25 protein-coding genes are annotated in these 23,856 nt (G+C 68.9%); 10 read left to right on the top strand and 15 right to left on the bottom strand.

Features of this window, described 5'->3' with window-relative positions; translation table 11 throughout:
• Positions 1 to 113: 113 nt before the first annotated feature.
• Positions 114 to 770: a TMEM175 family protein gene (locus AC07NS_RS25240; RefSeq protein WP_494607807.1), complete on the top strand. Its 657-nt coding sequence runs from the start codon at positions 114 to 116 to the stop codon at positions 768 to 770.
• Positions 770 to 1,333, top strand: a complete 564-nt coding sequence (rsmD, locus tag AC07NS_RS25235; RefSeq protein ID WP_494607805.1) for a 16S rRNA (guanine(966)-N(2))-methyltransferase RsmD — start codon at positions 770 to 772, stop codon at positions 1,331 to 1,333. The genes AC07NS_RS25240 and rsmD overlap by 1 nt, the downstream gene beginning before the upstream one ends.
• A 4-nt stretch (positions 1,334 to 1,337) precedes the next feature.
• Here the strand turns inward: rsmD and AC07NS_RS25230 are convergent, their stop codons facing one another.
• Both AC07NS_RS25230 and AC07NS_RS25225 read right to left on the bottom strand, forming a co-directional pair.
• Positions 1,338 to 1,820, bottom strand: coding sequence for a hypothetical protein (locus AC07NS_RS25230; protein ID WP_494607803.1), 483 nt, complete (start codon positions 1,818 to 1,820; stop codon positions 1,338 to 1,340).
• A gap of 40 nt (positions 1,821 to 1,860) precedes the next feature.
• Positions 1,861 to 2,496 (bottom strand): hypothetical protein, encoded by a 636-nt coding sequence (locus tag AC07NS_RS25225; protein WP_494607801.1) that lies wholly within the window; start codon positions 2,494 to 2,496, stop codon positions 1,861 to 1,863.
• Positions 2,497 to 2,677: 181 nt separating this feature from the next.
• On the opposite strand from AC07NS_RS25225, the gene AC07NS_RS25220 reads away from it, so the two are divergent.
• The 3 genes from AC07NS_RS25220 to AC07NS_RS25210 all read left to right on the top strand — a co-directional run bounded on the left by AC07NS_RS25220 (position 2,678) and on the right by AC07NS_RS25210 (position 4,664).
• Complete coding sequence (locus AC07NS_RS25220) at positions 2,678 to 3,322, top strand: HAD-IA family hydrolase (protein ID WP_494607799.1); 645 nt, start codon at positions 2,678 to 2,680, stop codon at positions 3,320 to 3,322.
• A 29-nt stretch (positions 3,323 to 3,351) separates the two neighbouring features.
• Positions 3,352 to 3,639, top strand: coding sequence for a 4a-hydroxytetrahydrobiopterin dehydratase (locus AC07NS_RS25215; protein WP_494607797.1), 288 nt, complete (start codon positions 3,352 to 3,354; stop codon positions 3,637 to 3,639).
• Positions 3,640 to 3,878: 239 nt separating this feature from the next.
• Positions 3,879 to 4,664 (top strand): SDR family oxidoreductase, encoded by a 786-nt coding sequence (locus tag AC07NS_RS25210; RefSeq protein ID WP_494607795.1) that lies wholly within the window; start codon positions 3,879 to 3,881, stop codon positions 4,662 to 4,664.
• Between the two features lie 175 nt (positions 4,665 to 4,839).
• Here the strand turns inward: AC07NS_RS25210 and spdR are convergent, their stop codons facing one another.
• Both spdR and AC07NS_RS25200 read right to left on the bottom strand, forming a co-directional pair.
• On the bottom strand, positions 4,840 to 5,397 hold the full coding sequence (gene spdR, locus AC07NS_RS25205; RefSeq protein WP_110120159.1) for a stationary phase response regulator transcription factor SpdR: 558 nt from the start codon (positions 5,395 to 5,397) through the stop codon (positions 4,840 to 4,842).
• Positions 5,398 to 5,485: 88 nt separating this feature from the next.
• On the bottom strand, positions 5,486 to 6,889 hold the full coding sequence (locus AC07NS_RS25200) for an ActS/PrrB/RegB family redox-sensitive histidine kinase (protein ID WP_494607793.1): 1,404 nt from the start codon (positions 6,887 to 6,889) through the stop codon (positions 5,486 to 5,488).
• Between the two features lie 57 nt (positions 6,890 to 6,946).
• Between AC07NS_RS25200 and AC07NS_RS25195 the strand changes: the two genes are divergently transcribed.
• Positions 6,947 to 7,540, top strand: coding sequence for an SCO family protein (locus tag AC07NS_RS25195; protein WP_494607791.1), 594 nt, complete (start codon positions 6,947 to 6,949; stop codon positions 7,538 to 7,540).
• Positions 7,541 to 7,763: 223 nt separating this feature from the next.
• Positions 7,764 to 9,029 carry a polyhydroxyalkanoate depolymerase gene (locus tag AC07NS_RS25190; RefSeq protein ID WP_494607789.1) on the top strand — a complete coding sequence of 422 codons (1,266 nt, stop codon included), beginning with the start codon at positions 7,764 to 7,766 and terminating at the stop codon, positions 9,027 to 9,029.
• A gap of 206 nt (positions 9,030 to 9,235) precedes the next feature.
• Here AC07NS_RS25190 and AC07NS_RS25185 read toward each other — a convergent pair whose 3' ends face one another.
• A complete protein-coding gene (locus AC07NS_RS25185) occupies positions 9,236 to 10,180 on the bottom strand; it encodes a Tle-like phospholipase domain-containing protein (protein WP_494607787.1) in 945 nt (314 codons plus the stop codon).
• A gap of 112 nt (positions 10,181 to 10,292) precedes the next feature.
• Here AC07NS_RS25185 and AC07NS_RS25180 point away from each other — a divergent pair, with 112 nt between their 5' ends.
• On the top strand, positions 10,293 to 11,030 hold the full coding sequence (locus tag AC07NS_RS25180; RefSeq protein ID WP_494607785.1) for a YgjP family zinc-dependent metalloprotease: 738 nt from the start codon (positions 10,293 to 10,295) through the stop codon (positions 11,028 to 11,030).
• A gap of 47 nt (positions 11,031 to 11,077) precedes the next feature.
• Here AC07NS_RS25180 and AC07NS_RS25175 read toward each other — a convergent pair whose 3' ends face one another.
• On the bottom strand, positions 11,078 to 11,560 hold the full coding sequence (locus AC07NS_RS25175) for a peroxiredoxin (protein WP_494607783.1): 483 nt from the start codon (positions 11,558 to 11,560) through the stop codon (positions 11,078 to 11,080).
• Between the two features lie 108 nt (positions 11,561 to 11,668).
• On the opposite strand from AC07NS_RS25175, the gene AC07NS_RS25170 reads away from it, so the two are divergent.
• Positions 11,669 to 12,265, top strand: coding sequence for a YqgE/AlgH family protein (locus AC07NS_RS25170; protein WP_110120152.1), 597 nt, complete (start codon positions 11,669 to 11,671; stop codon positions 12,263 to 12,265).
• Here the strand turns inward: AC07NS_RS25170 and AC07NS_RS25165 are convergent.
• A complete protein-coding gene (locus tag AC07NS_RS25165; protein WP_494607781.1) occupies positions 12,262 to 13,890 on the bottom strand; it encodes a sensor histidine kinase in 1,629 nt (542 codons plus the stop codon). The genes AC07NS_RS25170 and AC07NS_RS25165 overlap by 4 nt on opposite strands.
• Before the next feature lie 136 nt (positions 13,891 to 14,026).
• Here AC07NS_RS25165 and AC07NS_RS25160 point away from each other — a divergent pair, with 136 nt between their 5' ends.
• Entirely contained in the window at positions 14,027 to 14,698 is a 672-nt protein-coding gene (locus AC07NS_RS25160) for a TorF family putative porin (protein WP_494607779.1), read from the top strand.
• Here AC07NS_RS25160 and AC07NS_RS25155 read toward each other — a convergent pair.
• From AC07NS_RS25155 to AC07NS_RS25120, 8 genes are all read right to left on the bottom strand, one after another.
• Entirely contained in the window at positions 14,638 to 16,497 is a 1,860-nt protein-coding gene (locus AC07NS_RS25155) for an alpha/beta fold hydrolase (RefSeq protein ID WP_494607777.1), read from the bottom strand. The genes AC07NS_RS25160 and AC07NS_RS25155 overlap by 61 nt on opposite strands.
• A gap of 152 nt (positions 16,498 to 16,649) precedes the next feature.
• Entirely contained in the window at positions 16,650 to 18,800 is a 2,151-nt protein-coding gene (pnp, locus tag AC07NS_RS25150; protein ID WP_494607775.1) for a polyribonucleotide nucleotidyltransferase, read from the bottom strand.
• Positions 18,801 to 19,050: 250 nt separating this feature from the next.
• Positions 19,051 to 19,320 carry a 30S ribosomal protein S15 gene (gene rpsO, locus AC07NS_RS25145; protein WP_058348691.1) on the bottom strand — a complete coding sequence of 90 codons (270 nt, stop codon included), beginning with the start codon at positions 19,318 to 19,320 and terminating at the stop codon, positions 19,051 to 19,053.
• Between the two features lie 14 nt (positions 19,321 to 19,334).
• Positions 19,335 to 20,267 carry a tRNA pseudouridine(55) synthase TruB gene (gene truB, locus AC07NS_RS25140; protein WP_494607773.1) on the bottom strand — a complete coding sequence of 311 codons (933 nt, stop codon included), beginning with the start codon at positions 20,265 to 20,267 and terminating at the stop codon, positions 19,335 to 19,337.
• Between the two features lie 3 nt (positions 20,268 to 20,270).
• On the bottom strand, positions 20,271 to 20,735 hold the full coding sequence (gene rbfA, locus AC07NS_RS25135; protein WP_494607771.1) for a 30S ribosome-binding factor RbfA: 465 nt from the start codon (positions 20,733 to 20,735) through the stop codon (positions 20,271 to 20,273).
• Positions 20,736 to 20,984: 249 nt separating this feature from the next.
• Entirely contained in the window at positions 20,985 to 21,782 is a 798-nt protein-coding gene (locus AC07NS_RS25130; protein ID WP_494607770.1) for a dienelactone hydrolase family protein, read from the bottom strand.
• A 17-nt stretch (positions 21,783 to 21,799) separates the two neighbouring features.
• Entirely contained in the window at positions 21,800 to 23,188 is a 1,389-nt protein-coding gene (locus tag AC07NS_RS25125) for a serine hydrolase domain-containing protein (RefSeq protein WP_494607768.1), read from the bottom strand.
• 63 nt (positions 23,189 to 23,251) lie between these two features.
• Positions 23,252 to 23,710: a MaoC family dehydratase gene (locus AC07NS_RS25120; protein WP_494607766.1), complete on the bottom strand. Its 459-nt coding sequence runs from the start codon at positions 23,708 to 23,710 to the stop codon at positions 23,252 to 23,254.
• Positions 23,711 to 23,856: the final 146 nt, after the last annotated feature.

Genomic DNA, 23,856 nt, shown 5'->3' with positions numbered 1-23,856 from the left:
GCGAGGCGAAGGAAAAGGGTTTTCGCTCAATCGAGGCCCGCGACTTGCCGCCGCGCGGCTATGAAGGCACACATCCCGCAGTATTTGGGGGTGGTTTTATCCACGGGGGTTTCATGAGCAAGACGGCGAGCGCGGGCGGACACGAGGGTAGCGCCCCCCACCTGCATCGACTGGTGCTGTTCTCGGACGCGGTCTTCGCGATCGCCATCACCCTGCTGGCCATCGAGATCCACCCGCCCGAGCACTGGACCGGCATCCCCGACCTGTTCGGCCAGATGGGCCACAAGCTGTGGGCCTATGCCGTCAGCTTCGCGGTGATCGGCGTCTACTGGATCAGCCACCGGCGGATCTTCGCCCGGCTGCGGACGGCCAACGGCGTGCTCGACGTGCTCAACCTGGTCGTCCTGGGCCTAATCGGCCTGCTGCCGCTGGTCACCGAACTGCTGTGGGAGCACGGCGGCGCGGCCGCCATCGTCTATCTGGGCCTGGTGACGGCGATCGGCTTCGCCCTGGCGGCCCTCTGGGGCTATGCGGCCTTCGCCGGCGAGCTGGCCGGCAAGGTGCATCGCGGCGAGGCGCTGTTCACCCTGGCGCGGGTGGCCGTCGCGCCCGGCCTGATGTGCGGGCTGATCTTCTTCACCCTCAACAACACCTGGGGCCTGGCCCTGCTGGCCCTGGCCCTGGCGGCCTTCATCGCCGGCGGCCGCTACATGCGCCGGCAGGCCGAGGGCGAGGTCCAGATCGACCAGCCCGAAGAGGCCTCGGCCTGATGCGCATCGTCTCCGGCCAGTTCCGCGGCAAGGCCATCGCCACCCCGCCGGGCGACGCCACCCGTCCGACCTCGGACCGCGCCCGCCAGGCCGTGTTCAACATCCTCGAGCACGCCGCCTGGGCGCCGGAACTGCACGGGGCGCGGGTGATCGACGTCTTCGCCGGTTCGGGGGCCCTGGGCCTCGAGGCGATCTCGCGCGGGGCCGTGAACTGCCTGTTCGTCGAGACGAACGAAGCCGCGCGCGGGGCCATCCGCCAGAACATCGACGCCTTCGGCCTGTTCGGCCAGACCCGCGTGCATCGTCGCGACGCCACCGACCTCGGCGCCCGCCCGGCCAGCGCGGGAGCGGCCTTCGACATCGCCTTCCTGGACCCGCCCTACGCCAAGGGCCTGGGCGAGAAGGCCCTGACCGAACTGGTCGCCGGCGGCTGGCTGGCGCCCGGCGCCATCGTGGTGTTCGAGCGCGGGGTGGGCGAGCCGGACCCAGTGCTGGAAGGGTTCGAGACCCTGGACGCCCGCGACTACGGCGCGGCGCGGGTGCTGTTCCTGCGGCTGCTGTAGCGCCTCAAAGGCCCAGAGCGCGCGGCGCCTGGTCGAGCGCCGCGTTCATTTCGCCATCGTCCCGGCAACCGAGATCCACGACGAGGGTCCGACGCTCGTCGCCGCGCGACCACGCGATGATCACGCCGGCCGAGTCGAAGACATGGTCCTTGCAGTTTTCTTCCCCGACCGATCGGTCGGCGGCCGGCCTGTAGGCTTCCAGCGCCTGACGGAAGGCCGCGAACTGTTCGGAGGTCACGTGGCGCGTAAAGCGCCGTCGGCGCCAGTCGCCGAAGCGGACCTGATACTCGGTCTCGCCGCGCAACACGCCGTCCTCGCCGACGGTGAAGGTCGTTTGCTCACACCGCCCGCCGCAGAACGGCGGCGGAGAGGGGCGGTAGGTGATGCGCTCGATCCCCGGCGGCGAGGGTGGAACGCTCGCGCAGGCGGACAGGGCCAGCCCGATCCCCACGAGCGCCGCTCGCATGCGATTAAGGTCACGCTTCATGACGCCATTCATGCCGTGTGAGCGCGCGACTGTCGAAGGCTTAGGGCCGCTTGCCCGGCCAGACGAGGTAGCCGTATTCGTCGCGGCCGGCCGACTGGTATTCGCCCTGAGGGCCGTAGGCGGCCGCGTAGCCGTAGCCAGAAGCGGGTCCGGCTTCTGCGTAGCCGCTGGCGGTGCTGTCGTAGCGCTCGCGACTGGACTCGTAGGACTCCTCGGTCCGCGAATAGGCCGAGCCGCCGCGATAGGTTTCCTGGCGAGCGACGTCGCCGTGATAGCCCCCGTCTCGATACCCGCCCTCTTGATAGCCAGCGTCGTCATGGCGGCGGCTGTAGCGGTCGGGCGCGTATTCCGGCGACGGAGGCGGCGGCGGCAGGGCGGCGTGGTCTTCCACCCGCAGCGGCGGGCGGCCGTAGCTCCAGCGGTCGAAGTCGCTCCAGCCGCGCTCGCCGTCGTCGCACTCCACCCGCTCCCAGCGATAGGCCCCGCCGGGACCGGTGACGCGGCGGGCGACGCATTCGCCGGGCCGGGTGTCGGGCGGCAGGATCTCCGGATCGACCGGCAGGCTGGCGCGATCGGGCGGACCGCCGGCCAGGCCGCGGTCATGGGCCAGGGCCGGAGCGGCCAAGGCGAGACCGGCGACGATCAGCAGTGGGGCGAAGCGGAAAGCATGGCGCATGGGGGAACACTCCAGGCCCGTTAATAAATCAGACCCGGGCGAGGCGCGCGCGCCCTTTCGCGCTCGGCGCGAGCTTGGCCGTTGATCGCAAGGGGGATCGAAGACGGGATCGAAGGCGGCTTTTCCCGCCGCCCGTCCTCGCCTAGGATCATATTCAAACAATCGTTCGAAGGCGGGCGTCATGGCGATCGAAGCGGTGATCTGGGATTTCGGCGGGGTGTTCACCACCTCGCCGTTCGAGGCCTTCCGCCGCTATGAGGCGCGCAACGACCTGCCGACCGACTTCCTGCGCGGGGTCAACGCCGTCGATCCCGACACCAACGCCTGGGCGCGCTTCGAGCGGGCCGAGATCGACGCGGCCGCCTTCGACGCCCTGTTCCTGGAGGAGTCGACGCGGCTGGGCCACGCCGTGCCGGGGGCCGACGTCCTGCCTCTGCTGTCGGGCGAGGTGCGGCCAGGGATGGTGGCGGCGCTGAAGGCCTGCAAGGCCCGGTTCAAGGTCGGCTGCATCACCAACAACGTGCCCGGCGCCGGCCACGGGACGGGCATGGCCTCGTCACCCGAGAAGGCCGCGGCCGTGTCCGAGATCCTGTCGCTGTTCGACGTCCTGATCGAGAGCTCCAAGGCCGGGGTGCGCAAGCCCGACCCGCGCATCTACCAGATGATGTGCGAACTGCTGGATGTCGCCCCCGAGCGATGCGTCTACCTCGACGACCTGGGGGTCAACTGCAAGCCGGCGGCCGCCCTGGGCATGACCGCCATCAAGGTCACGAGCGAGGAACAGGCGCTTGCCGAGCTTGCCGCGGCGACCGGATTGGCGTTCTGAAGAAGCCTGACGTTATCGGAGCCGCCCGCATGACCGCCCCCGCCAAGATCGGCGCCGCCGCCGCCCTCGCCCAGCTCCAAGGCTGGACCGCCGCCGACGGCAAGGACGCCATCGAGAAGACCTACAGGTTCGCCGACTTCAACGCCGCCTTCGGCTTCATGACCCGCGTGGCCATCGAGGCCGACAAGCGCGACCATCACCCCGAGTGGTTCAACGTCTACAACCGCGTCGAGGTGACCCTGACTACCCACGACTGCGACGGCGTCAGCGAACGCGACGTGCGGCTGGCGAAGTTCATGGACGGGATCGCGGGGTAAGGGGCGCGTCACCCCAACTCCCGTCGTTCCCGCCCTTGTGGCGGGAAGCCCTGGCGCCGCTCGCAAGTGAAGTGCAAGCGACGTGCTGAGCACGTCGCCCCATCCGCCCTTGCGGCTGACAGAGGGGTTCCCGCCACAAGGGCGGGAATGACGGGATGAAAGGGGAGCCGCATTCTTGCCCCTTCCCCTCCCCCCGCATCCAGTTCAAACTATCGTTTGAATTACAGGGAGGACGCCGAATGGCGCAGACCACGGGCCGGGTCGCCGGCAAGAAGGCCTTCATCACCGGCGCGGCCCAGGGCCTGGGCGCGGCGGCGGCGCGCAAGCTGGCCTCGGAGGGCGCCAAGGTCGCCCTGGCCGACATCAATGTCGATGGCGCGAAAGCCGTGGCGGCCGAGATCAATGCGGCGCACGGGGTCGGCACGGCCTTCGCCTACGCGCTCGACGTCACCCAGGAAGACCAGTGGATCGCGGCCCTGGAAGCGGCGGCGAACGACCTGGGCGGCCTCTCGGTGCTGGTCAACAACGCCGGGGTGGCCGGCGACAAGCCGCTGGAGCAGATGGAGTTCGACCTCTGGAAGAAGATCATGTCGATCAATGTCGACAGCGTCTTCCTGGGGGCCAAGCACGCCCTGACCCACATGCGCGCCCACCAGCCGGGCTCGATCGTCAACATCAGCTCGATCGCCGGCCTGATCGCCAACCACAACTCGCCGGCCTACAACGCCTCCAAGGCGGGGGTCTGGCTGCTTTCCAAGAACATCGCCCTCTACTGCGCCAAGCTCGGGCTCGACATCCGTTCGAACTCGATCCACCCGACCTTCATCGACACCCCGATCCTGGATCCGCTGAGCCAGCGCATCGGCAAGGAAGAGGCCCACGCCAAGCTCGGCCGGCAGATCCCGCTCGGCCACATCGGCGAGCCCGACGACATCGCCAACGCCGTGCTCTACCTGGCCAGCGACGAGAGCAAGTTCATGACCGGCGCCGAGCTGAAGCTCGACGGCGGGATCTCGGCGATGTGAACTTGAAATCCTCTCCCTGTGGGAGAGGTGTCGGCCCCCGGGTCCGGCCAAAGGCCGGCCCGAGGATAAACTCCGCCGACGGAGAGGGGAGGAGATAGGGCCGTCCAGCTTCGTGGAAGCTGAAAACGGCCCCCCTCCGGCCCTTCGGGCCACCTCCCCCAGAGGGGGAGGATCTTTAGCGCGGGGCTCGTTTGGCGAGGATCCGCTGAAGCGTGCGGCGGTGCATGTTGAGGCGGCGGGCCGTCTCGGAAACGTTGTGGCCGCACATCTCGTAGACCCGCTGGATGTGCTCCCAGCGCACGCGGTCGGCGCTCATCGGGTTTTCCGGCGGAGCGGGCGCGGCGTCCTTGGCGGCCAGCAGGGCGCGGGCCACGTCGTCGGCGTCGGCCGGCTTGGAAAGATAGTCGACCACCCCGGCCTTCACCGCCGCCACCGCGGTGGCGATGTTGCCGTAGCCGGTCAGCATGATGACCTTGGCGTCGGCGCGGGCGTCGCGCACGGCCTCGACCACCTTGAGGCCCGAGCCGTCCTCGAGCCGCATGTCCAGCACCGCATGGGCCGGGGCGTTGCTCTTCAGCGTGCTCATCGCCTCGGCCACCGAGGCGCAAAGCGTCACCTCGAAACCGCGTTGTTCCAAAGCTCGACCGAGCCGCGTGCGCAACGGCGCATCGTCGTCGAGCAGAAGCAGGGACTTGTCCGGCAGCGCCGCGACCAGTTCACCGATATCCGCCATGAACTCAGCGCCTCCCCGCGCCAATACTCAACCGGGTGTCGTGCACCATCATGTGTACGACTTGCAAAACTTCGCAAGTCTTTCGTCGTCAAACGCCGATGAAGCCTGGAGCCTCCATCGCCGGGCGTGGCCACCGTGCGGCCACCACCGCGCCACCTCGTCGTCCATTTCTGAAATCCACCGCCGCCCCGGTTCGTTCCAACAGGGTCTTGGCGATGAAGAAGCCCAGGCCCATGCCGATGTGGCCGGTCCGAGAGCCTTCCGCCCCAGGACGTGACGTTACGTAAGGTTCGCCTAGTTTGGCCAGTACTTCCGGAGAAAAACCCGGACCGTCGTCGCGAACCTCGATCAGGATCGAGCGGGGATCGAAGCGGGCCACGACGATCACCTCCGAACGGGCGAAGTCGACGGCGTTCTCGACGATCGAGGTCAGGGCGTGGATCACCTCGGCCCGCCGCCAGACGTCGGGCGCGGATTCGCCGGACGGGCCGTTGACCACCGCCTCGACCCGCACGCCGTGGATCATGTGCGGCTCGATGATCTCGTGCACCAGCTGGGTCAGGCTCATGCGCTCGTGCACGGCGTCCTGGGCCTCGGGCATCTCGGTCAGGCGCTGCAGGATCTCGCGGCAGCGGGCGGCCTGGCCGATCAGCAGTTCGGCGTCCTCGCGGGTCTGCTCGTCGGGGGCGCCGCGGGCCATCTCACGGGCGACGACCGAGATGGTGGCCAGGGGCGTGCCCAGTTCGTGCGCCGCCGCGGCCGCCAGGGCGCCCAGGGCCGACAGCCGCTGCTCGCGGGCCAGCACGGTCTCGGTGACGTTGAGGGCCAGTTCCATGCGGGCCGACTCCGTGGCCGCCTGCCAGGCATAGAGGCCGGTGACGACGATCCCCAGCACCCGGGCGGCGACGATGGAGGCCAGCAGCGCGCCTTCGGGCCGATAGGAGGGCGGCGCGCCGGCCACCACGGGCAGCGGCATGTAGAGGAAGGCCAGCACGATGCTGACGATGACCGCCAGCACGCCCAGCCCCAGGGCGTAGCGCGCCGGCAGGGTGGCCGCCGCCAGGGTGACGGGCGCGATCAGCAGCAGGGAGAACGGATTGAACACCCCGCCGGTCAGATAGAGCATGCCGGCCAGTTGCAGGATGTCGAAGGCGATCTGGGCGGTGGCCTCGACGTCGCGGGCCATGCGCTGGCCGGTCGAGGCCAGTCCGATCAGCACGTTCAGCCACGCCGAGAGCGCGATCAGCGAGAAGCAGAGCGCGTAGGGCACCTGGACGTCGAGGACGAGGCCGCAGAACAGCACCGTGATCGATTGCCCGGCGACGGTCAGCCAGCGTTGGGCCAACAAGGTTCGCACTCGCAGGCGGCCGCGGCGGAGCCCGGGGCCCGCCCACGACCAGTCGTCGCTGTCTTGCGCCGCTCCGCCGTCGGGCCTATCGAGCCCGTCGTGGGATGTTTTCTTCGGCGCGTCCCTGAACGAAGCGTCGGCCATGCCGCCACATTAAGGCCAGAAATTTCGATCTGGCGAGCCCCAAAGGACGCGTACCCCATGAACCGCAACCGCCTGACCGTCCTGGCCGTGTGCGTGGTGGGGGTGATCCTGGCCGGCGCGCTGATCTTCCGCAGCGGGGTCTTTTCGCCCCCGCCGCCGCCCTCGGCGGTGGGCGGCCCGTTCCAGCTGGTCGATTATGACGGCAAGCCGGTCGACGAAACGGTGCTCAAGGGCAAGTGGAGCGCCCTGTTCTTCGGCTTCACCTACTGCCCCGACGTCTGCCCCGGCACGCTGCAGGCCCTGGCCACCGCCAGCGACCAGCTGGGTCCCAAGGCCAAGGATCTGCAGATCGTCATGGTCTCGGTCGATCCGCAGCGCGACACGCCGGCGGTGATGAAGACCTACCTGACCGCCGGCTACCTGCCCAAGAACATCATCGGCCTGACCGGCACCCCGGCCCAGGTGGACGCGGCGGTGAAGACCTATCGCGGCTACTACAAGAAGGTCGGCGACGGCCCCGACTACAGCGTCGACCACTCGACGGCGATCTACGTCATCGACCCCAAGGGCCGCTTCGACCGCGTCATCGCCTACAGCCTGCCGCCCGAAGAGATCGCCCGCCAGCTGAAGGCGGCGATGGACGGGCGGTAAGGAACCTCCCCCTGTGGGGGAGGCGATCGCGACAGCGATCGGTGGGGGAAGAAACCCGCTGGCGCTTCGGAAGCTGAGAACGTCCCCCCTCCGGCCTTCGGCCTCCTCCCCCACAGGGGGAGGTTCGCCCATTTTTGCGGCGCAATGCCGCTAGGTCACCTCTGGGCTGTACCTTCTTAACCGCCGGCGTGCTATGCTGCATTGCACAATCGCTGGAGACGGCATGCTGTACGCCCTGCACGAAGCGAGCTTCTACGCCTCGACCCCGCTGCGCCTGGCCGCCCGCGCGGCCCGGGACTTCTGGGGCTCGCCCCTGAACCCGGCCGCCAGCACCGAGCTGGGCCGGCGGCTCTATGCCGGCGCCGACCTGTTCTCCAACGTCACCCGCCGCTACGGCAAGCCCGACTGGCGGATCGACACCGTCAAGATCAACGACGTCGACGTGCGCGTGCGCCCCACCGTCGTCTGGCAGAGCCCGTGGGCCCGGCTGATCCAGTTCGACCGCGACATGTCCGACATGCGCCGCGCCGGCCGCTTCGAGCTGGACCCCGCCGTGCTGATCGTCGCCCCGCTTTCGGGTCACTACGCCACGCTGCTGCGCGGCACGGTCGAGGCCTTCCTGCCCGACCACGCGGTGTTCATCGTCGACTGGCAGAACGCCCGCGAGGTTTCCGTCCTGCAGGGCCGCTTCGACTTCCACGACTATATCGACCACATCCGCGACATGCTGCGGGTGCTGGGGCCGCGCCCCAACGTGCTGGCCGTCTGCCAGCCCGGACCGCCGGTGCTGGCCGCCGCCGCCATGATGGCCGAGGACAACGATCCTTCGCGTCCGGCCAGCATGACCTTCATGGGCTCGCCGATCGACGCGCGCCTGTCGCCGACCGTGACCAACAACCTGGCGGAGGAAAAGCCCTTCACCTGGTTCCAGTCGAACATGATCTACACCGTGCCCGCGCCCTATCCGGGCATGGGGCGGCGCGTCTATCCGGGCTTCGTGCAGCTGGCCAGCTTCATGAGCATGAACGCCGACAAGCACCAGGAAGCCCACCAGCGCTACTTCCACAGCCTGGTCGACGGCGACGGCGACAGCGCCGACAAGCACCTGGAGTTCTACGACGAGTACCTGTCGGTGCTGGACCTCACCGAAGAGTTCTATCTCCAGACCATCGACATCGTCTTCCAGCGGCACCTGCTGCCGAAGGGCGAGCTGATGCATCGCGGCCGCCACGTGAACACCGCGGCGATCACCGACATCGGTCTAATGACCGTAGAGGGCGAGAAGGACGACATCTCCGGCATCGGCCAGACCCAGGCCGCCCACGACCTGTGCGTCAATATCCCGGCCGAGCTGAAGGAAGACTACGTCCAGCCGGGCGTCGGCCACTACGGGGTGTTCAACGGTCGCCGGTTCCGCGAGGAGATCTATCCCAAGGTCCGCGACTTCATCCTGCGCACCGACCCGAACTTCGCCGGCAAGAAGGCCTGAGGTCCGGTAGGGCCAGCGGGTCCGCTGAACCCGTCCCTCCAATCAGCCTCCCTCGCCCCTGTGGCGAGGGCCCATGCCGGCGTCCGCTCAAACCTGCGCCGTTCGCCAAAGATCTGGGCGGCTGAACGATGGGTTCTGGGCGCAAGGCCCAGGAAGGCGTCGGAGAGAGCTGGTTCGATCTCCAGGCCGAGAACCGCGTGAAGCCGTCAGGCGAAGGCCGGCGGCAGGGTGCGGCCCAGGGCGATACGCTCGGGGGTCTCGCCGTCCCACAGGTGGAAGGCGCCCTTCATGTGCCGGACGATGTGGAACGGCCCGTTGCGGTCCCAGAAGTGGTGATAGAGGAATGAGTCGTGGGCGATCGGCATGCCGATCAGCGAGAAGGTGTCGAACGACGTCTTGGGCGGCCCGTTGCTCTGCTTGACCACGGCGTAGAGATCCAGGTCGTCGCCGATCACCGCCGCCAGGCGCGTGCCGGCGACATCGGTCAGGCGGATCGGGTCGTTGGACCGGATGTAGTGGCGGCTGGCGGCGATGGCCTGGGCGTCGACCGCAACGCCGCGCGCCAGCGCCACGGCCCGGATGGCGTCGGCGAAGGGCGCGGAGGCGAAACCGGTGGCGGTGACGGGGAAGCTCGCCGGCAGGTTCGCGGCCTGGCGAAACAGCGCCGCCTGGGCCTCGGCCATGGCCCCGCCCAGCGAGTGGCCGGTGAAGGTCGCCCGGGCCACCGGCAGGCCTTGCGCGACCAGGGCCGCATGGGCCGCCAGGGCGTAGGCCAGAGCGGCGTTGACGGTGCGGGTGTCCCGCAGCACCGCCGACTTGAAGTTCAGCAGCCAGTCCAGCTCGCTGTCGGTGCCGCGGTTGACGATCACCAGTTCGGCCGGCCCCGGGGCGTAGAAGCAGAAGGCGTCATAGCCGCTGGGCTTGTCGTTGGCCGGGCCGATCGGCGCGACGAGGTTCAGCTTGCCCAGCCACGACGGCGCGGTGGCCTCGGTCGAGGGCTTGTGGAAGGCGCGGTAGACCCAGGCGCTGAGCGCGGCCAGCACCGCATGGCCCGAGCCGAAGGGCGCGCCGGACTTCACGTGGTCCCGGATGGCGGCCGCCAGGGCGGCGCTGCGATCCGCCCGGGCGGGAACCTTGAGCAACACCGTCACGCCACACCCCCGACTAGAGAAATAACGCCGTTATCGCCAAGGTAGATTTCCGCCCTCGCGCGGTCAACGGCGCCTCTTGCGTCCGGCGGCGGCGAGCGCGATCTAGAGGGCGATGAACCTTTTCCGTCCGCAGCCGAAAGCCGCCCCGAAACGCTTCGCCGACGGCGACCGGCTGGAGGTGGAAGGCTGCGCCCTGCGGCTGAAGGTGGACGGCCGCGCCCGGCGCGTGTCGCTGCGGGTTGATCGCGCCAAGTCCGAGATCGTCGCCATCGCGCCCACCCCACGTCGCCTGACCGAGGCCGTGGCCTTCGCCCACGAGAAGGCCGGCTGGATGAGCCTGCAGCTGGCGGCCCTGCCCGGCCGCCAGGTGATCGAGCCCGGCGGGGTGCTGAAGATCTGGGGCAAGTCCTATCGGCTTGAGGTCGCGCCCGGCCGGGCGCGGATCACCGATGACGCCCTGATCGCCCCCGACGACGCCAACTGGGGGCTGAAGATCCTGCGGCTGGTCAAGCGCGAGGCGCTGGAGAAGCTGACCGAACGGACGGCCCATCACGCCGGACGTCTGGGACGGCCGATGCCGTCGGTGGCGGTGGCCGATCCGAAAGCCCGCTGGGGCTCTTGCCGGCCGGCCCGGCCGGGCGCGCCGGCGGCGATCCGCTACAGCTGGCGGCTCGTCCTGGCGCCGGCGGCGGTGGCCGACTACGTCGTCGCCCACGAATGCGCCCACCTGATCGAGGCCAATCACGGCCCGCGCTTCTGGGCGCTGTGCGAGACCCTGATCGGCGATCCGGCGCCGCACCGCGCCTGGCTGCGGGCCCACGCGGCGCAGCTGCACGCGATCTCGGCCTAGGCCTTGTCATCCCGGCGAAGCCGCCGGGATGACAAGAGCAGGCAAGCTTACAGCTGGCCCAGCAGGTAGTCGGCCGACGAGACCTTGAATTCGCCGGCTTCCTCGACGTTCAGCGTCTCGACGACGCCGTCCTTGGCGACCAGCGAGTAGCGCTGCGAGCGCACGCCCATGCCGAACTTCGAACCGTCGAAGTCCAGACCCAGCGCCTTGGTGAAGTCGCCGTTGCCGTCGGCCAGCAGCACGACTTCGTCGGTGATGCCCTGGTCGGCGCCCCAGGCCTTCATCACGAAGACGTCGTTGACCGAGACGCAGGCGATCGCATCCACGCCCTTGGCTTTGAGCTCGGCGGCCTTCTCCTTGAAGCCCGGCAGGTGCTTGGCCGAGCAGGTCGGGGTGAACGCGCCGGGGACGGCGAACAGGGCGACGGTCTTGCCCTTGAAGAGGTCGTCGGAGGTGACCGGCTTGGGGCCTTCGGCCGAGCTGGTCATGAACGTGGCCGCCGGAAGCGTGTCGCCAACCTTGATCGCCATGGTGTCATCCTGTGCTGAAAGAGCGTTCCGGAGATAAAGCGTCCGGATCGATCCGCCAATAACGCGGTTTGACTTGAAACCGACGCGTTGTGTGCCGATCCTCAACAGATGGACGCTCCCGAGACCGACCCCCTCGACGGCGAGGGCCAATTCCTGACCGGACGGGTCCTGGTGGCCATGCCCGGCATCGAGGACCCGCGCTTCGAACGCGCCGTGGTCTATCTCTGCTCGCACGACGACGAACAGGCCATGGGCCTGGCGGTGAACCGCCCGGTCGAGGGCCTGACGGTCTTCGAACTGCTGGGCAAGTTGGGCATCGACCCCGAGGTGCGCGCGCCCAGCGACCTCGTCATGCTGGGCGGACCGGTGGAGCGCGAGCGCGGCTTCGTGCTGCACACCGACGACTACGCCTCGCCGGAATCGACCTCGCCGATCGCCGACGGCCTGGCCCTGACCGTCACCCGCGACGCGCTCGACGCCCTGGGCAGCCGCATCCACCGCCCACGCCGGGCGATCCTGGCCCTGGGCTATTCCGGCTGGGGCGCCGGCCAGCTGGAGCAGGAGCTGCGCGACAACGTCTGGCTCATCTGCGACGCCGACGAGGGCCTGCTGTTCGACGACGACCACGACAGCAAGTGGACGCGGGCCCTGGCTAAGATCGGCGTCACCGCCGACCACCTGTCGGCCCAGGCCGGCCGGGCCTAGGCCCGTCGCAACGGAATTTCGAAGCGGAAGGTCGATCCGACGCCGGGCGTGCTGTCGACCGTGATGGTCCCGCCCATCAGCTCGACCAGCTCGCGGCAGATCGACAGCCCTAGGCCCGAGCCCCCGTGCGAGCGGGTGGAGGAGCCATCGACCTGGGAGAAGGTCTCGAACAGGCGCGGCAGGTGCTCGGCCGCCACGCCGACGCCGGTGTCGGCCACGGAAAAGGCCAGAGCGCCCGGCGCGGCGGCGACGGTGACGCGCACCGATCCGATCTCGGTGAACTTCACGGCGTTGGCGACCAGGTTGCCCAGCACCTGGCGCAACCGCATCGGGTCGCCGATCCAATCGCCGCGGCAGTCCTTGTCCACCGACCACGACAGGCCGATGCGGCGGGCGGCGGCCGCGCCCGAAAAGACCGCGCAGCTAGCCTCCACCAGGGCCTCGAGGTCGAAGACCTCCTCGCGCAGCCCGACGGCGCCGGCCTCCAGACGGGTCATGTCCAGTACGTTGGTCAGCAAGGCCAGCAGGGCCTGAGCGGACTCCTCGGCGATCGCCAGGCGTTCGCGCTGGACCGGCGGCAGCTCGCCGGCGGCCATGATCTGGGTCATGCCCAGCACGCCGTTCAGCGGCGTGCGGATCTCGTGGCTCATATTGGCCAGGAACTGGCTCTTGGCGAGGTTGGCGGCCTCAGCCTGCTCCTTGGCCTCGACCAGCGCCTGCCGCTTGCGAGCGAGGTTGGCCAGCACCCGCGACAGCCAGGCGAAGAGCACGACGCTGGCTCCGACCAGCAGCAGGAAGACCAGGCCCATCCAGGGCGCGGCCCGCAGCAGCAGCGACATACCCGGATCCCGGGCCGGCCAGGCCAGGGCGCCGATCCGGCGTCCCTGGCGATCATGCAGCGCCACATAGGGCTCCACCGCCTCGCCGCCCGTCACCAGGCTCAGCCCCTCGACGCCGAGGTCGCCGCGCATGCCCTTGACGAAACCCGAACCGATCCGCCGGGCGGAAATCACCACGACCGGCGCACCGGGCCGCCTGGCCATCAAGGCGGGATGCTCCGCGATAATGTCGCTGGCGACCACCAGATAGAGCTGGTCGCCCGACCGCACGAGACCGGACGCGGTCGAGACGCCCTCCAGGTCGGCGCGCCCCGCCCTGCGGGCGGAGAGGGCGCTCGCGGTCACCGTCTCGACGATGTCGTCGGCGTCGGTCCGCAGCGCTTCGACCCGGTCGGGCGAGACGCGTTTGCCGGCGATGGAGGCGTAGACAACTCCGCCGTCGCGGACGGCGAAACTCAGGTCGTGGCTGAAGTAGCGATGATAGTAGTCGCCGTAATTGACGTCGGCCCAGGCGGCGTCGACCTCACCGGTCATGCGCTCATAGGCCTCGTCCCAGACGGTGGCCGAGGTTACTTCCCGCGTCATGCGGTCGAGGGTGCGGCGGACAGTGCGCTCGACCAGCGCCCGTTCGTCCAGGGTCTCCATATGATCGAGCGACCGCGCGGCGAGCAGCATCAGGGCCAGACCGCCGAGGATCGAGGCCGCCACCAGCACGACGGCCGACCCAACGATCCAGTGGATCGCCTGCAATCGGCGGGCTTCGAAAGAGGTCGGAGCGTGCAACACGCCTCTTCGCCTAAAGGCCGCGTCGCTAGCGCTTCGTTAACTGCGACCGATGGCCGCAAGACGCCGTTTTCCCAAAGCCGTAAGGACCCTGGTCACGAATGGCGGTCCACTGGATCGGCAAGATCCGGAGTTCTTGATGCGCACCTTCCTCGCCGGGGCCGCCCTGGCCGCCGCCCTCGTCTCGCCCGTTCTCGCCCAGACCGCGGCCGAGCCCGCGGTGACGATCACTGGCAAGATCGGCGTGGTGTCGGACTACCGGTTCCGGGGCGCGACCTTCTCCGACGAGCAGCCGGCCCTGCAGGGCGGCCTGACCGCCACGGCCGCCAACGGCCTCTACGGCTGGGTCTGGGGCTCGACCATCGACGACTACGGCGGCGCGACCACCGAGCTGGACGTCGCCCTGGGCTACACCTTCACCGCCGCCGGCACGACCTTCGACGTATCGGCCGCCCGCTACGGCTATCCCGGCGGCCAGGACGTCGACTACTGGGAGCTGCCGGTCTCGGCCAGCCGCGCCTTCGGCGACTGGACTTATGGCCTCGGCTTCGCCTGGTCGCCCGAGCAGGACGCCCTGGGCGGGATGGACAATCGCTATGGCTATGTCCGCGCCGCCTGGACCTCGCCCAAGGTCCCCGTGACCATCGCCGCCCAGCTCGGCTACGAGGACGGCGCCTTCGCCCCCGACGGCAAGTGGGACTGGTCGCTGGGCGTGAACCACAAGATCAAGGCCGTGGACCTGGGCCTGGCCTACATCGGCAGCGACCGCGCGCCCGACACCGTGGTGGCCTCGGTGACGGCAGGGTTCTGAGGCTCCTGAAACATCGCCGACAGGACCTTTTCGATCTCCGCCCAATAGGCCGAGCCACCCAGGGCCATGTCGTGCGAACCGGGCAGGGTGACGACGGTCGGGCCGGCGCAGGCCGTCGGCGGCGTCCAGGCGACCCTGTCGTCCGCCTGCGCGAGGTAGACGCGTGACCCCGGCGGAAGCAGGCAGGCGTCGAAGGCGTCCATCCATGTCCGGAACGGCCGGCCCGCCGCGAAGCCTGGGCCAAAGACCCGCTCGTGCGTCAGCTGACTGCGCGCGACCGAAGCCTCGATGCGGGGGCGCAGGCCGTCGGGATAGGGCCGGCCCATCCGCGCCTCGTCCGCCTTCACCATGTCGGCGGGCGAGCGATAGGCGGTCATCGGCACGCTGAGGATCACGTGATCGGGCTTGAGACGCCCGCGTTCGAGCGCCACGCGGATGGGCAGGGCGCCGAAACTGTCGCCCGCCAGGATCAAGGGGCGGGGATACCGGGCCTGATCGGCCAGTTCGTCTTCCAGCGCGGCCAGGTCGACGTCGAGCGCGTTCCGTCCATCGACGGCCAGGCGTCGCCAGGCGCCGTCGCTCAGGCCGTCCTGCCCCGCCACGCCCGCCCGCACCACGACGGCGCCCAGGTTGACCGCCGTGACGTCGACGGCGCCATGGCCGAACTCGGGCGCCCCGCCCGGGCCGCCGTCGAAATAGACCAGGGTCCCCCGGGGCGGGACCTGCGGCCGATCGATGAACAGGCTTAGGGGACGGTCGGCCGAACCGGCCATGACCCGCCGCCGCTCGGCGCGCGCGGACGGCGGCGTGAAGGCCTTGACGTTCCAGCCGGGCGGCAGCGCCCCCAGCCGGAGCGGGCAGGCGCGCGAGACCTGGCCAGCGGCCGAGGTCAGCACCACCCGTCGGGTATCCACGCTGTCGCCCACGCCCAGCAGCACGCCGCCAGGAACCCGGAAGGCGAAGCTGGCGACATCGGCGTGACGGCCGGTCTTCAGCATCTCGGCGGACATCGGCGCGATATAGGCCGACGTCCGGCCGTCCAGCAGCGGGATGAACTCGCCGGTCGTGTAGTCAGGCCCCTGGTCGCGGCAGGCCTGCTCGCGCTCGGCCCGCGTGAGCAGCAGACGGCCCTTGGCGAGCGGCAGGGTCGTTCCGGCCGAAGCGATCAGCGCCACCTCGATCGGCGTGGGCCAGAGGCCGCAGAGTTCTGGCGCGTCACAATGGATCCGACGCGGCGCCGCCGGTCCTGCCGCCGCCTCGGCATAGCCGAACACCCGTCGCGACGGCCCCTCGAAGGTCGACTGCAACGCCGCCTCCGGCGCCCCGTCGTTGACCATCAACCGCGCGCATCCGCCGACATAGTAGCCGGCCGCCCGGCACGGATCGTCGGCGACCGTGGCGATCTGGGCGACCTTGCCGTCCAGGCCGACACGGAACACGCCCCCGCCGTGAAGGCGGACGGTCATCGAGGTCTCGTCGAGGCTGACCCCGGTGATCGGCGCCATGGCCGACACCTTCACCCAGCCGGCGCAGGGCCCCGAGAGGCAATCGCTCGGCGCGAAGGCGGCCTCGTAGACCGATCCGGCGAACGGGCCGCGCACGCCGACGATCCCGGCCCCGAACGCCGCCGCCAGGCCGCCCTTCGGCGAGACGAGATAGTGATTGGCGTCACAGATCTCTTCGAAGGGCGCGCCGGCGCGGGCGTACAGCAGCGGCGGTTCCTCGGCCTGGACCGGCGATACGAACAGGAACGCAAACGCGAAAGCGACCGCCCAGGCGGCGAGGTACGGAGAGAACAAGGCCCACCCAACTGACTATCAGCCCAAGGCTGCGCCATGGCGCGGACTGCGACAAGCGCCCCGCCCCTTGCCGCGCCTGGCCCCCAAACGCAAAACGGGCGGCCCCTTTCGGAGCCGCCCGCTGCTTTTTCAGGTCGCCCTGAAAGCCATCATCAGGTGTTGACGGCTTCCTCCGGGGTCACTTCGGCCTTCTTGGACAGGTCTTCACCCGTCACCTGATCGACGACCTTCATCGACAGCTTGGTCTTGCCGCGATCGTCGAAGCCCAGGAGCTTCACCTTCACGATCTGGCCTTCCTTCAGCACGTCCGACGGCTTGGCGACGCGTTCGTTGCTGATCTGGCTGACGTGGACGAGGCCGTCCTTGGCGCCGAAGAAGTTCACGAAGGCGCCGAAATCGACGACCTTGACGACCTTGCCGTCATAGATCGCGCCGACTTCAGCTTCCTGCGTGATCGACTTGATCCAGTCGATGGCGGCCTTGATCTTGGCGCCGTCCGAGGCCGAGACCTTCACGGTGCCTTCGTCGTTGATGTCGACCTTGGCGCCGGTGGTGGCGACGATCTCGCGGATCACCTTGCCGCCGGTGCCGATCACTTCGCGGATCTTGTCGGTCGGGATGGTGATGGTCTCGATCTTCGGAGCGAAGTCGCCGACTTCCTCGCGCGGCGCGTCCATGGCCTTGTTCATTTCGCCGAGGATGTGCTCGCGGCCGCCCTTAGCTTGCGCCAGGGCCTGCTCCATGATCGCGGGCGTGATGCCGGCGATCTTGATGTCCATCTGCAGCGAGGTCAGGCCCTCGCTGGTGCCGGCCACCTTGAAGTCCATGTCGCCCAGGTGATCTTCGTCGCCGAGGATGTCGGACAGAACGGCGAAGCCGTCCTTTTCGAGGATCAGGCCCATGGCGATGCCCGAGACCGGACGGACCAGCGGAACGCCGGCGTCCATCATGGCCAGCGACGAACCGCAGACCGTGGCCATCGAGGACGAGCCGTTCGACTCGGTGATCTCGGAGACCAGGCGGATGGTGTAGGGGAAGTCTTCCTTGCTCGGCAGCATCGGGCGCAGAGCGCGCCAAGCCAGCTTGCCGTGGCCGATTTCGCGGCGGCCCGGGCTGCCCATACGGCCGGTTTCACCGACGCTGTAGGGAGGGAAGTTGTAGTGCAGCAGGAAGGATTCCTTGTAGATGCCTTCCAGGGCGTCGATGAACTGCTCGTCGTCGCCGGTGCCCAGGGTGGCGACCACGATCGCCTGGGTTTCGCCGCGGGTGAACAGCGCCGAACCGTGGGTGCGCGGCAGGATGCCGACTTCGCCCAGGATCGGACGGACCTTGTCGACGGTGCGGCCGTCGATGCGGATGCCGGTGTCGAGGATCGAGCGACGGACGATGTCCGCTTCCAGTTCCTTGAACACCGAGACCAGCTTCAGCGGGTCGATGCCGGCCGGGTTCGTATCGCTCTTGGCGAAGGTCTCGATGGCCTTGGTCTTGGCCGCGCCCAGGGCGGCGACGCGGTCGCCCTTGGCCTGGATCTTGTAGGCGTCGGCCAGATCCTGACCCACGGCCTTCTTCACTTCGGCCTTCAGGGCGTCGGTGTCTTCCGGTTGGAAGTCGAACGGCTCCTTGGCGGCGTGTTCGGCCAGCTCGATGATCGCGTCGATCACCGTCTGCATTTCCTTGTGGGCGAAGTTGACGCCGCCCAGGACGATCTCTTCCGAGAGTTCCTGGATTTCCGACTCGACCATCATCACGGCTTCGGCGGTGCCGGCCACGACGAGGTCCATCTTGCTTTCCTTCAGCTCGTCGAGCGTCGGGTTCAGCACGTACGCGCCGTCAACGTAACCGACGCGGGCGGCGCCGATCGGGCCCATGAACGGGGCGCCCGACAGGACCAGGGCGGCCGAGGCGGCGACCATGCCCAGGATGTCGGGATCGTTCTCGAGGTCGTGCTGCAGCACGGTCACGACGACCTGGACTTCGTTCTTGAAGCCCTTGACGAACAGCGGACGGATCGGACGGTCGATCAGGCGGGAAACCAGGGTTTCCTTTTCCGACGGACGGCCTTCGCGCTTGAAGAAGCCGCCGGGGATCTTGCCGGCCGCGAAGGTCTTTTCTTGGTAGTTGACCGTCAGCGGGAAGAAATCTTGGCCGGGCTTCGCCTTCTTGGCGAACACGGCGGTGGCCAGGACGACGGTTTCGCCCATGGTGGCCAGAACGGCGCCGTCGGCTTGACGGGCGATGCGACCGGTTTCGAGGACGAGCGTCTTGCCGCCCCACTCGATCGTCTTGCGCTTGATATCGAACATTTATCTTCTTTCGGTTCCCGCGGGCGGATTCCCGTCGGGCGTGGACAGGGGCGGACGGCCAATGGAGCCGGCCCGATGATCCTCATCCTAATGCGACAGGCGGGGGTTTGAGGACGTGAACCCTCGCACGTACTGGGCGCCGCCCCGTGAGGAGCAAAACCCTCGGACCCTCCACCTCGGCCTGTCTCGAGATGGCTGACCCCAAATAGCGTTCCGCCGCCTTACCGGGGTAAGGCGGCGGAAATGCGCCTTAGCGGCGCAGACCCAGCTTCTCGATGAGAGCCGCGTAACGGCCTTCATCGGACTTCTTCAGGTGGTCGAGGAGACGGCGACGCTGGGAAACCAGCTTCAGCAGGCCACGACGGCTGTGGTTGTCCTTCTTGTGGGTCTTGAAGTGCTCGGTCAGGTTCGAGATGCGCTCCGAGAGGATCGCGACCTGGACTTCAGCGCTGCCGGTGTCACCCTCGGTGCGAGCGTGTTCGGCGATGAGAGCGCTCTTGCGCTCGGCAGTGATCGACATCGGGTTGTCTCCGCTCAGGTGAGTTGGAAGACCCGCACCGGATTGAGCTTTCCGGCGCGCATCTCGCACAAGGCCACCAGGCGCTCTCCGGACATGGCGGAAACGGTGCGATCGCCGGGCGTGAGCTCGGCTTTCAGCTGTTCCACCTGCCTGGGTAGCAGAACGATGGCGCGTCCTTGCGCAAGCCGGAAGGCGTCTTCGTCGGTCACGGCCAACGCCGGGATGTCGTCCAGCGCGGTCTCGACCGGAAGCAATGCCTCCGACAGGCGCGCCTCATAGCTCAAATTCTCGAGACTTTCCAGGCTTATCGCCGAATCCTCGGCGAACTGGCCCACCCGCGTTCGGCGAAGCTGGCTGACATGTCCACAGGCGCCGAGCGCGGCCGCCAGATCCCGGACCACGGCGCGCACATAGGTGCCCTTGCCGCATTCCATCTCCAGCTCGACATGGTCGGCGTCGGGAACCGACAGCAGGCGCAGGGCGTGGATGGTCACCTTGCGGGTCTGGAGCTCGAACTCCACCCCGTCGCGGGCCAGGTCATAGGCGCGCTCGCCGTCGACCTTGATGGCCGAATAGTTCGGCGGCACCTGGTCGACCTCGCCGACGAAGGCCGGAAGCGCCGCCTCGACGGCCTCCACCGAGGGCCGCACGTCGGACGAGGCCGTGGTCTCGCCCTCGCGGTCGAGGGTGGTGGTGTTGCGGCCCCACTCGATGGTGAAGCGATAGGCCTTGTCGGCGTCCATCAGGAACGGGACGGTCTTGGTCGCCTCGCCCAGGGCCAGCGGCAGGATGCCCGTGGCCAGCGGATCCAGCGTGCCGGCGTGACCGGCCTTCTGGGCGTTGAACGCCCGGCGCACGCGGGACACCGCGCTGGTCGAGGTCAGGTCGTAGGGCTTGTCCAGGCACACCCAGCCGGAGACGGCGTCGCCCTTCTTGCGGCGCGCCATGGATCAGCCCTCGTCTTCGTCGTCGAGCACGTCGGTGAGGCGGCGCTCGGTGTCCTGGCGCACGCGCGGATCGAGGAACAGCTTGTCCATATGGGCGGCCGTACCGAAGCTCTCGTCGTGGATGAACTTCAGGTCGGGCGTGAACTTCATGTCGATCGACCGGCCCAGGCGCCCGCGCAGGAACTTGGCCACCCGGTTCAGCCCCTTGATGATCTCGTCGACGTTCTTGGCCGCGCCCTGATCGGCAAGGCCCGCGCCCAGCGGCTCGACGAAGCAGACGGCGTGCCTGAGGTCGGGGCTCATCCGCACTTCGGAAACCGTGACCGAGACGCCGGTCAGGGCCTCGTCCTGCAGTTCCTCCTCGCGGAGAATGTCGACCAGGGCGTGGCGGATCAGTTCGCCGGCGCGGAGCTGGCGTTGCGAGGGACCCACGGGCCCGCTCTTGGATTTTTCGGAATGGCGCTTCATGGCGCGGATAGCCTTTGCAGCCCGGCCGGCGGATCGAACGCCGGGAACGCGGGGGAAAATCGAAGGCGCGGTGTCTAGGCGTCTTGTGGACGGAAGTCCAGTACCGAGACCCTCCCCCTGAAGGGGGAGGTGTCGGCGAAGCCGACGGAGGGGGATGTGGTTTCCCACCTTGGCGGCGGCCACGAGTTCAGCAGAGACTTCCCCCTCCGGCCCTTCGGGCCACCTCCCCCTTCGGGGGGAGGATCAGGTTCATGCCCCCGTCCGCTCCCGAAAGAACGCGACCACCCGCCGCGCCGCCTGCATGCCCTTGCCGTCCGGCCGGTCACGATCCAGGTGCAGGGTCAACACCGAGTGCGGCGGGATCACGCGGTAGTCGTTGGCGTCGGCGTCCTCCAGTTCGATCAGCTCAGCCCGCTCGCCGAACTCGGCCTTCAACCGCTCGAACCGGGCGTCGCGCACGTGGCGGTCGGACTTGTAGCGCAGGGCGATCAGCGACAGGTCCTCGGCCTCGAACCGCGCCTTCGCGCAGGCGATCTCGGCCGGCGAGGCGTCGAGCCCGCCCTTGTCGAGCACCGGCAGCGACGGCTCGGCCAGCACCGGCGCGACCACGACCGGCTCGGTCATCATCGCCAGGGCGAAGCCGCCGGTGAAGCACATGCCCACCGCTCCGACGCCCTTGCCGCCGCACTCGGCGTGAGCCTGACGAGCCAGGGCCTTCAGCCAGTCGACCACCGGGCTGGACCGTCCGCCGCGCCAGATCGCGAACTCGCGCCGCACGCAGGCCAGACGAAAGGTGGTGGCGTCGATATAGCGCTTGGTCACGCCCTTGCCCGGCTGGCCGAACAGGCTGGGGCAGAAGACGGTCATGCCGCCGGCGGCGACGTCGCGGGCGAAGTCCAGCACGCCGGGATGCAGGCCGGGGATCTCGTGGATGACGATCACCGCCGGCCCCGTCCCCATGCGCCAGACCGGGCGGGTGTGGCCCTCATGGGTGAAATCGAACCGGGAAAAACCTTCGAGCGCCGCCTCGTCCAACGCGTCCGCCATCGCTTCCCCCTTCGTGCTCAGCCCGCCTTGGGTCCGATCAGGAACTGCTCGACCTTGCCGTCGGGCGTCAGCCGCATCGACACCGCCAGGGTCCGCGCCCCGAACGCCGCGTCGAAACCGTACCAGGTCATGCCGCCCCGGACTTGGACGCCCTGGCCCTCGAGCATGCGCAGCGGACCCAGCGGCGCGAGACTCCGACCAAAGTCGGCCAGCCGCGCGGGCGTGAACCAGGCCCGGCCGTTGTCGGTCAGCAAGGCCGGGTCGATCCGCCTGGCCTGCAGCTGGGCGACCAGGCTCCGCGCCGTCGCGGTCGCGCCGGTCGAGGGCCGCAGCAGGAAGGCGACGCGCTGCGAGATGGCCGTCTGCGGGTCGCCGAAATCGGCGTTGGCGATCACGGTCACCGCCCGCTTCTCGGCCGGCCAGACGGTGTTGCTGGTCAGCACGCCCGACAGCATGCCGCCGTGGCTGATCGAGACATCCCCGTCGCGCACCTTGACCGAGACCCCCAGGCCATAGCCGGCCGGCACGCCGCTGGAGAGATCGACCGACGCAGTCATCGCCTCCCACGAAGCGGGCTTCAGCAGCTCGCGGCGGATCATCGCCCGGTTCCAGCGCGCCAGGTCCGACGGCGACATCGCCAGCTCGGCCGCGCCGAACAGCCAGCCCGGCGCCTCCTTGTCGGCCAGGACCACGGGACCCAGGCCATAGCGCGTGTAGTGCCCGGCGTCGGGCGGCGACAGAGCCTTCGTGTCGTCCTCGGTGACCCCGGTCATGCCCAGCGGATCGAAGATCCGGCGCTTCAGGAACGCGACCAGCGGCTGGCCGGACACCTTCTCCACGACCAGGCCGGCGATGACGAAACCGGTGTTGGAATAGCGCCACTGCTCTCCGGGCGGATAGTCCAGCGGGATGCGCGCCCAGCCGTCGAGGATCATCTGCGAGGTCGTGGGCGAACGCATGGCCTCGAACACGAAGTCCTGGGGCCAGTAGTCGCGATAGCCGGCGGTGTGCGACAGCACCTGGCGCAGAGTGATCTTGTCGCCCTCGGTCAGGCCGGGGATGTACTTGCCGACCGGATCGTCGAGCGAGACCTTGCCGTCCTCCACCAGCAGCAGCACGGCCGCGGCGGTGAACTGCTTGCTGACCGAGGCGATCCCATAGCGCGTGGTCGTGGTGGCGGGGACTACGGGCGACAGCCGCGCCTTGCCGTAGGCCCGGGCGTAGGCCAGCTCGCCGTCCTCGACGATGGCCACCGAGGCCGAGGGCGCGCCGGTGGCGGCCAGCACCTCGCTGGCGATGGCGTCGATCTGCCGGGTCTTGTCGGGTGATAGGGGCGCGGCCAGGACCGGCGCGGCCAGCATGAGGGCCAGGGCGCAGCCGCCCGCCAGAACCGTCCGTCGCCGCATCGAAAGCCCCCTTGCACTGGAGACGGCACAGTGGGGCCGCGTCGGCTGCGGAGGCAAGAGCGGCTAGAGGGTCACCCCTGCATGGGCCGGCATCTGGATCAGGTTGAAGAAGGTCAACACCGTCTCATCGTGCTGGTTGGTCACCGTCGTGAAGGTGCGGATCACGCCGCGATCGGGCTTGGAGCGCGAGGGCGCGACCTCGACGACCTCGCGGCGGACGGTCAGCGTGTCGCCGGGACGGACGGGCTTTTGCCAGGTCAGCTCGTCGATGCGGATGCCCAGCATCGGCGTCGCGCCGAACGGGGCGGTGTCGACATATTCGCGCATCACCCGCGAGGCCACGTGCCAGCCGCTGGCGATGATGCCGCCGAACCGGCCGCCGGCCGCCGCCTCGGGATCGACATGCATCGGCTGCGGGTCATAGGCGCGGGCGAAGTCGAGGATCTCGGCTTCGGTGAGCGTGAAGGGCTGTCCGGTCCAGGTCTCGCCGACGGTCAGGTCGTCCAGATAGCGGTCGGTCATGCGCGAATTCCGAAACGGCGCCGAAAACGACGAAAGCCCCCGGCGAGGTGCTGGGGGCTTCGTAGAAAATTTGGGTGCGGGGACAGGATTTGAACCTGTGACCTTCAGGTTATGAGCCTGACGAGCTACCGGGCTGCTCCACCCCG

It is taken from the genome of Caulobacter sp. GW821-FHT10A10, from assembly GCF_059415745.1.
The sequence above is the reverse complement of the archived record's forward strand: the minus strand, read 5'-3'. Positions and strand labels throughout refer to the sequence as shown.

Coding starts and splice junctions, on each gene's coding strand:
- rpsO (WP_058348691.1), bottom strand. CDS start 19,320: ATGTCGATCACTGCCGAGCGCAAGAGCGCTCTCATCGCCGAACACGCT.
- AC07NS_RS25215 (WP_494607797.1), top strand. CDS start 3,352: ATGACCGCCCCCGCCAAGATCGGCGCCGCCGCCGCCCTCGCCCAGCTC.
- AC07NS_RS25160 (WP_494607779.1), top strand. CDS start 14,027: ATGCGCACCTTCCTCGCCGGGGCCGCCCTGGCCGCCGCCCTCGTCTCG.
- spdR (WP_110120159.1), bottom strand. CDS start 5,397: ATGGCGGATATCGGTGAACTGGTCGCGGCGCTGCCGGACAAGTCCCTG.
- AC07NS_RS25125 (WP_494607768.1), bottom strand. CDS start 23,188: ATGCGGCGACGGACGGTTCTGGCGGGCGGCTGCGCCCTGGCCCTCATG.
- AC07NS_RS25200 (WP_494607793.1), bottom strand. CDS start 6,889: ATGGCCGACGCTTCGTTCAGGGACGCGCCGAAGAAAACATCCCACGAC.
- AC07NS_RS25120 (WP_494607766.1), bottom strand. CDS start 23,710: ATGACCGACCGCTATCTGGACGACCTGACCGTCGGCGAGACCTGGACC.
- AC07NS_RS25180 (WP_494607785.1), top strand. CDS start 10,293: ATGAACCTTTTCCGTCCGCAGCCGAAAGCCGCCCCGAAACGCTTCGCC.
- AC07NS_RS25225 (WP_494607801.1), bottom strand. CDS start 2,496: ATGCGCCATGCTTTCCGCTTCGCCCCACTGCTGATCGTCGCCGGTCTC.
- rsmD (WP_494607805.1), top strand. CDS start 770: ATGCGCATCGTCTCCGGCCAGTTCCGCGGCAAGGCCATCGCCACCCCG.
- pnp (WP_494607775.1), bottom strand. CDS start 18,800: ATGTTCGATATCAAGCGCAAGACGATCGAGTGGGGCGGCAAGACGCTC.
- AC07NS_RS25210 (WP_494607795.1), top strand. CDS start 3,879: ATGGCGCAGACCACGGGCCGGGTCGCCGGCAAGAAGGCCTTCATCACC.
- AC07NS_RS25170 (WP_110120152.1), top strand. CDS start 11,669: ATGGACGCTCCCGAGACCGACCCCCTCGACGGCGAGGGCCAATTCCTG.
- AC07NS_RS25240 (WP_494607807.1), top strand. CDS start 114: ATGAGCAAGACGGCGAGCGCGGGCGGACACGAGGGTAGCGCCCCCCAC.
- truB (WP_494607773.1), bottom strand. CDS start 20,267: ATGGCGCGCCGCAAGAAGGGCGACGCCGTCTCCGGCTGGGTGTGCCTG.
- AC07NS_RS25130 (WP_494607770.1), bottom strand. CDS start 21,782: ATGGCGGACGCGTTGGACGAGGCGGCGCTCGAAGGTTTTTCCCGGTTC.
- rbfA (WP_494607771.1), bottom strand. CDS start 20,735: ATGAAGCGCCATTCCGAAAAATCCAAGAGCGGGCCCGTGGGTCCCTCG.
- AC07NS_RS25175 (WP_494607783.1), bottom strand. CDS start 11,560: ATGGCGATCAAGGTTGGCGACACGCTTCCGGCGGCCACGTTCATGACC.
- AC07NS_RS25190 (WP_494607789.1), top strand. CDS start 7,764: ATGCTGTACGCCCTGCACGAAGCGAGCTTCTACGCCTCGACCCCGCTG.
- AC07NS_RS25230 (WP_494607803.1), bottom strand. CDS start 1,820: ATGAAGCGTGACCTTAATCGCATGCGAGCGGCGCTCGTGGGGATCGGG.
- AC07NS_RS25195 (WP_494607791.1), top strand. CDS start 6,947: ATGAACCGCAACCGCCTGACCGTCCTGGCCGTGTGCGTGGTGGGGGTG.
- AC07NS_RS25220 (WP_494607799.1), top strand. CDS start 2,678: ATGGCGATCGAAGCGGTGATCTGGGATTTCGGCGGGGTGTTCACCACC.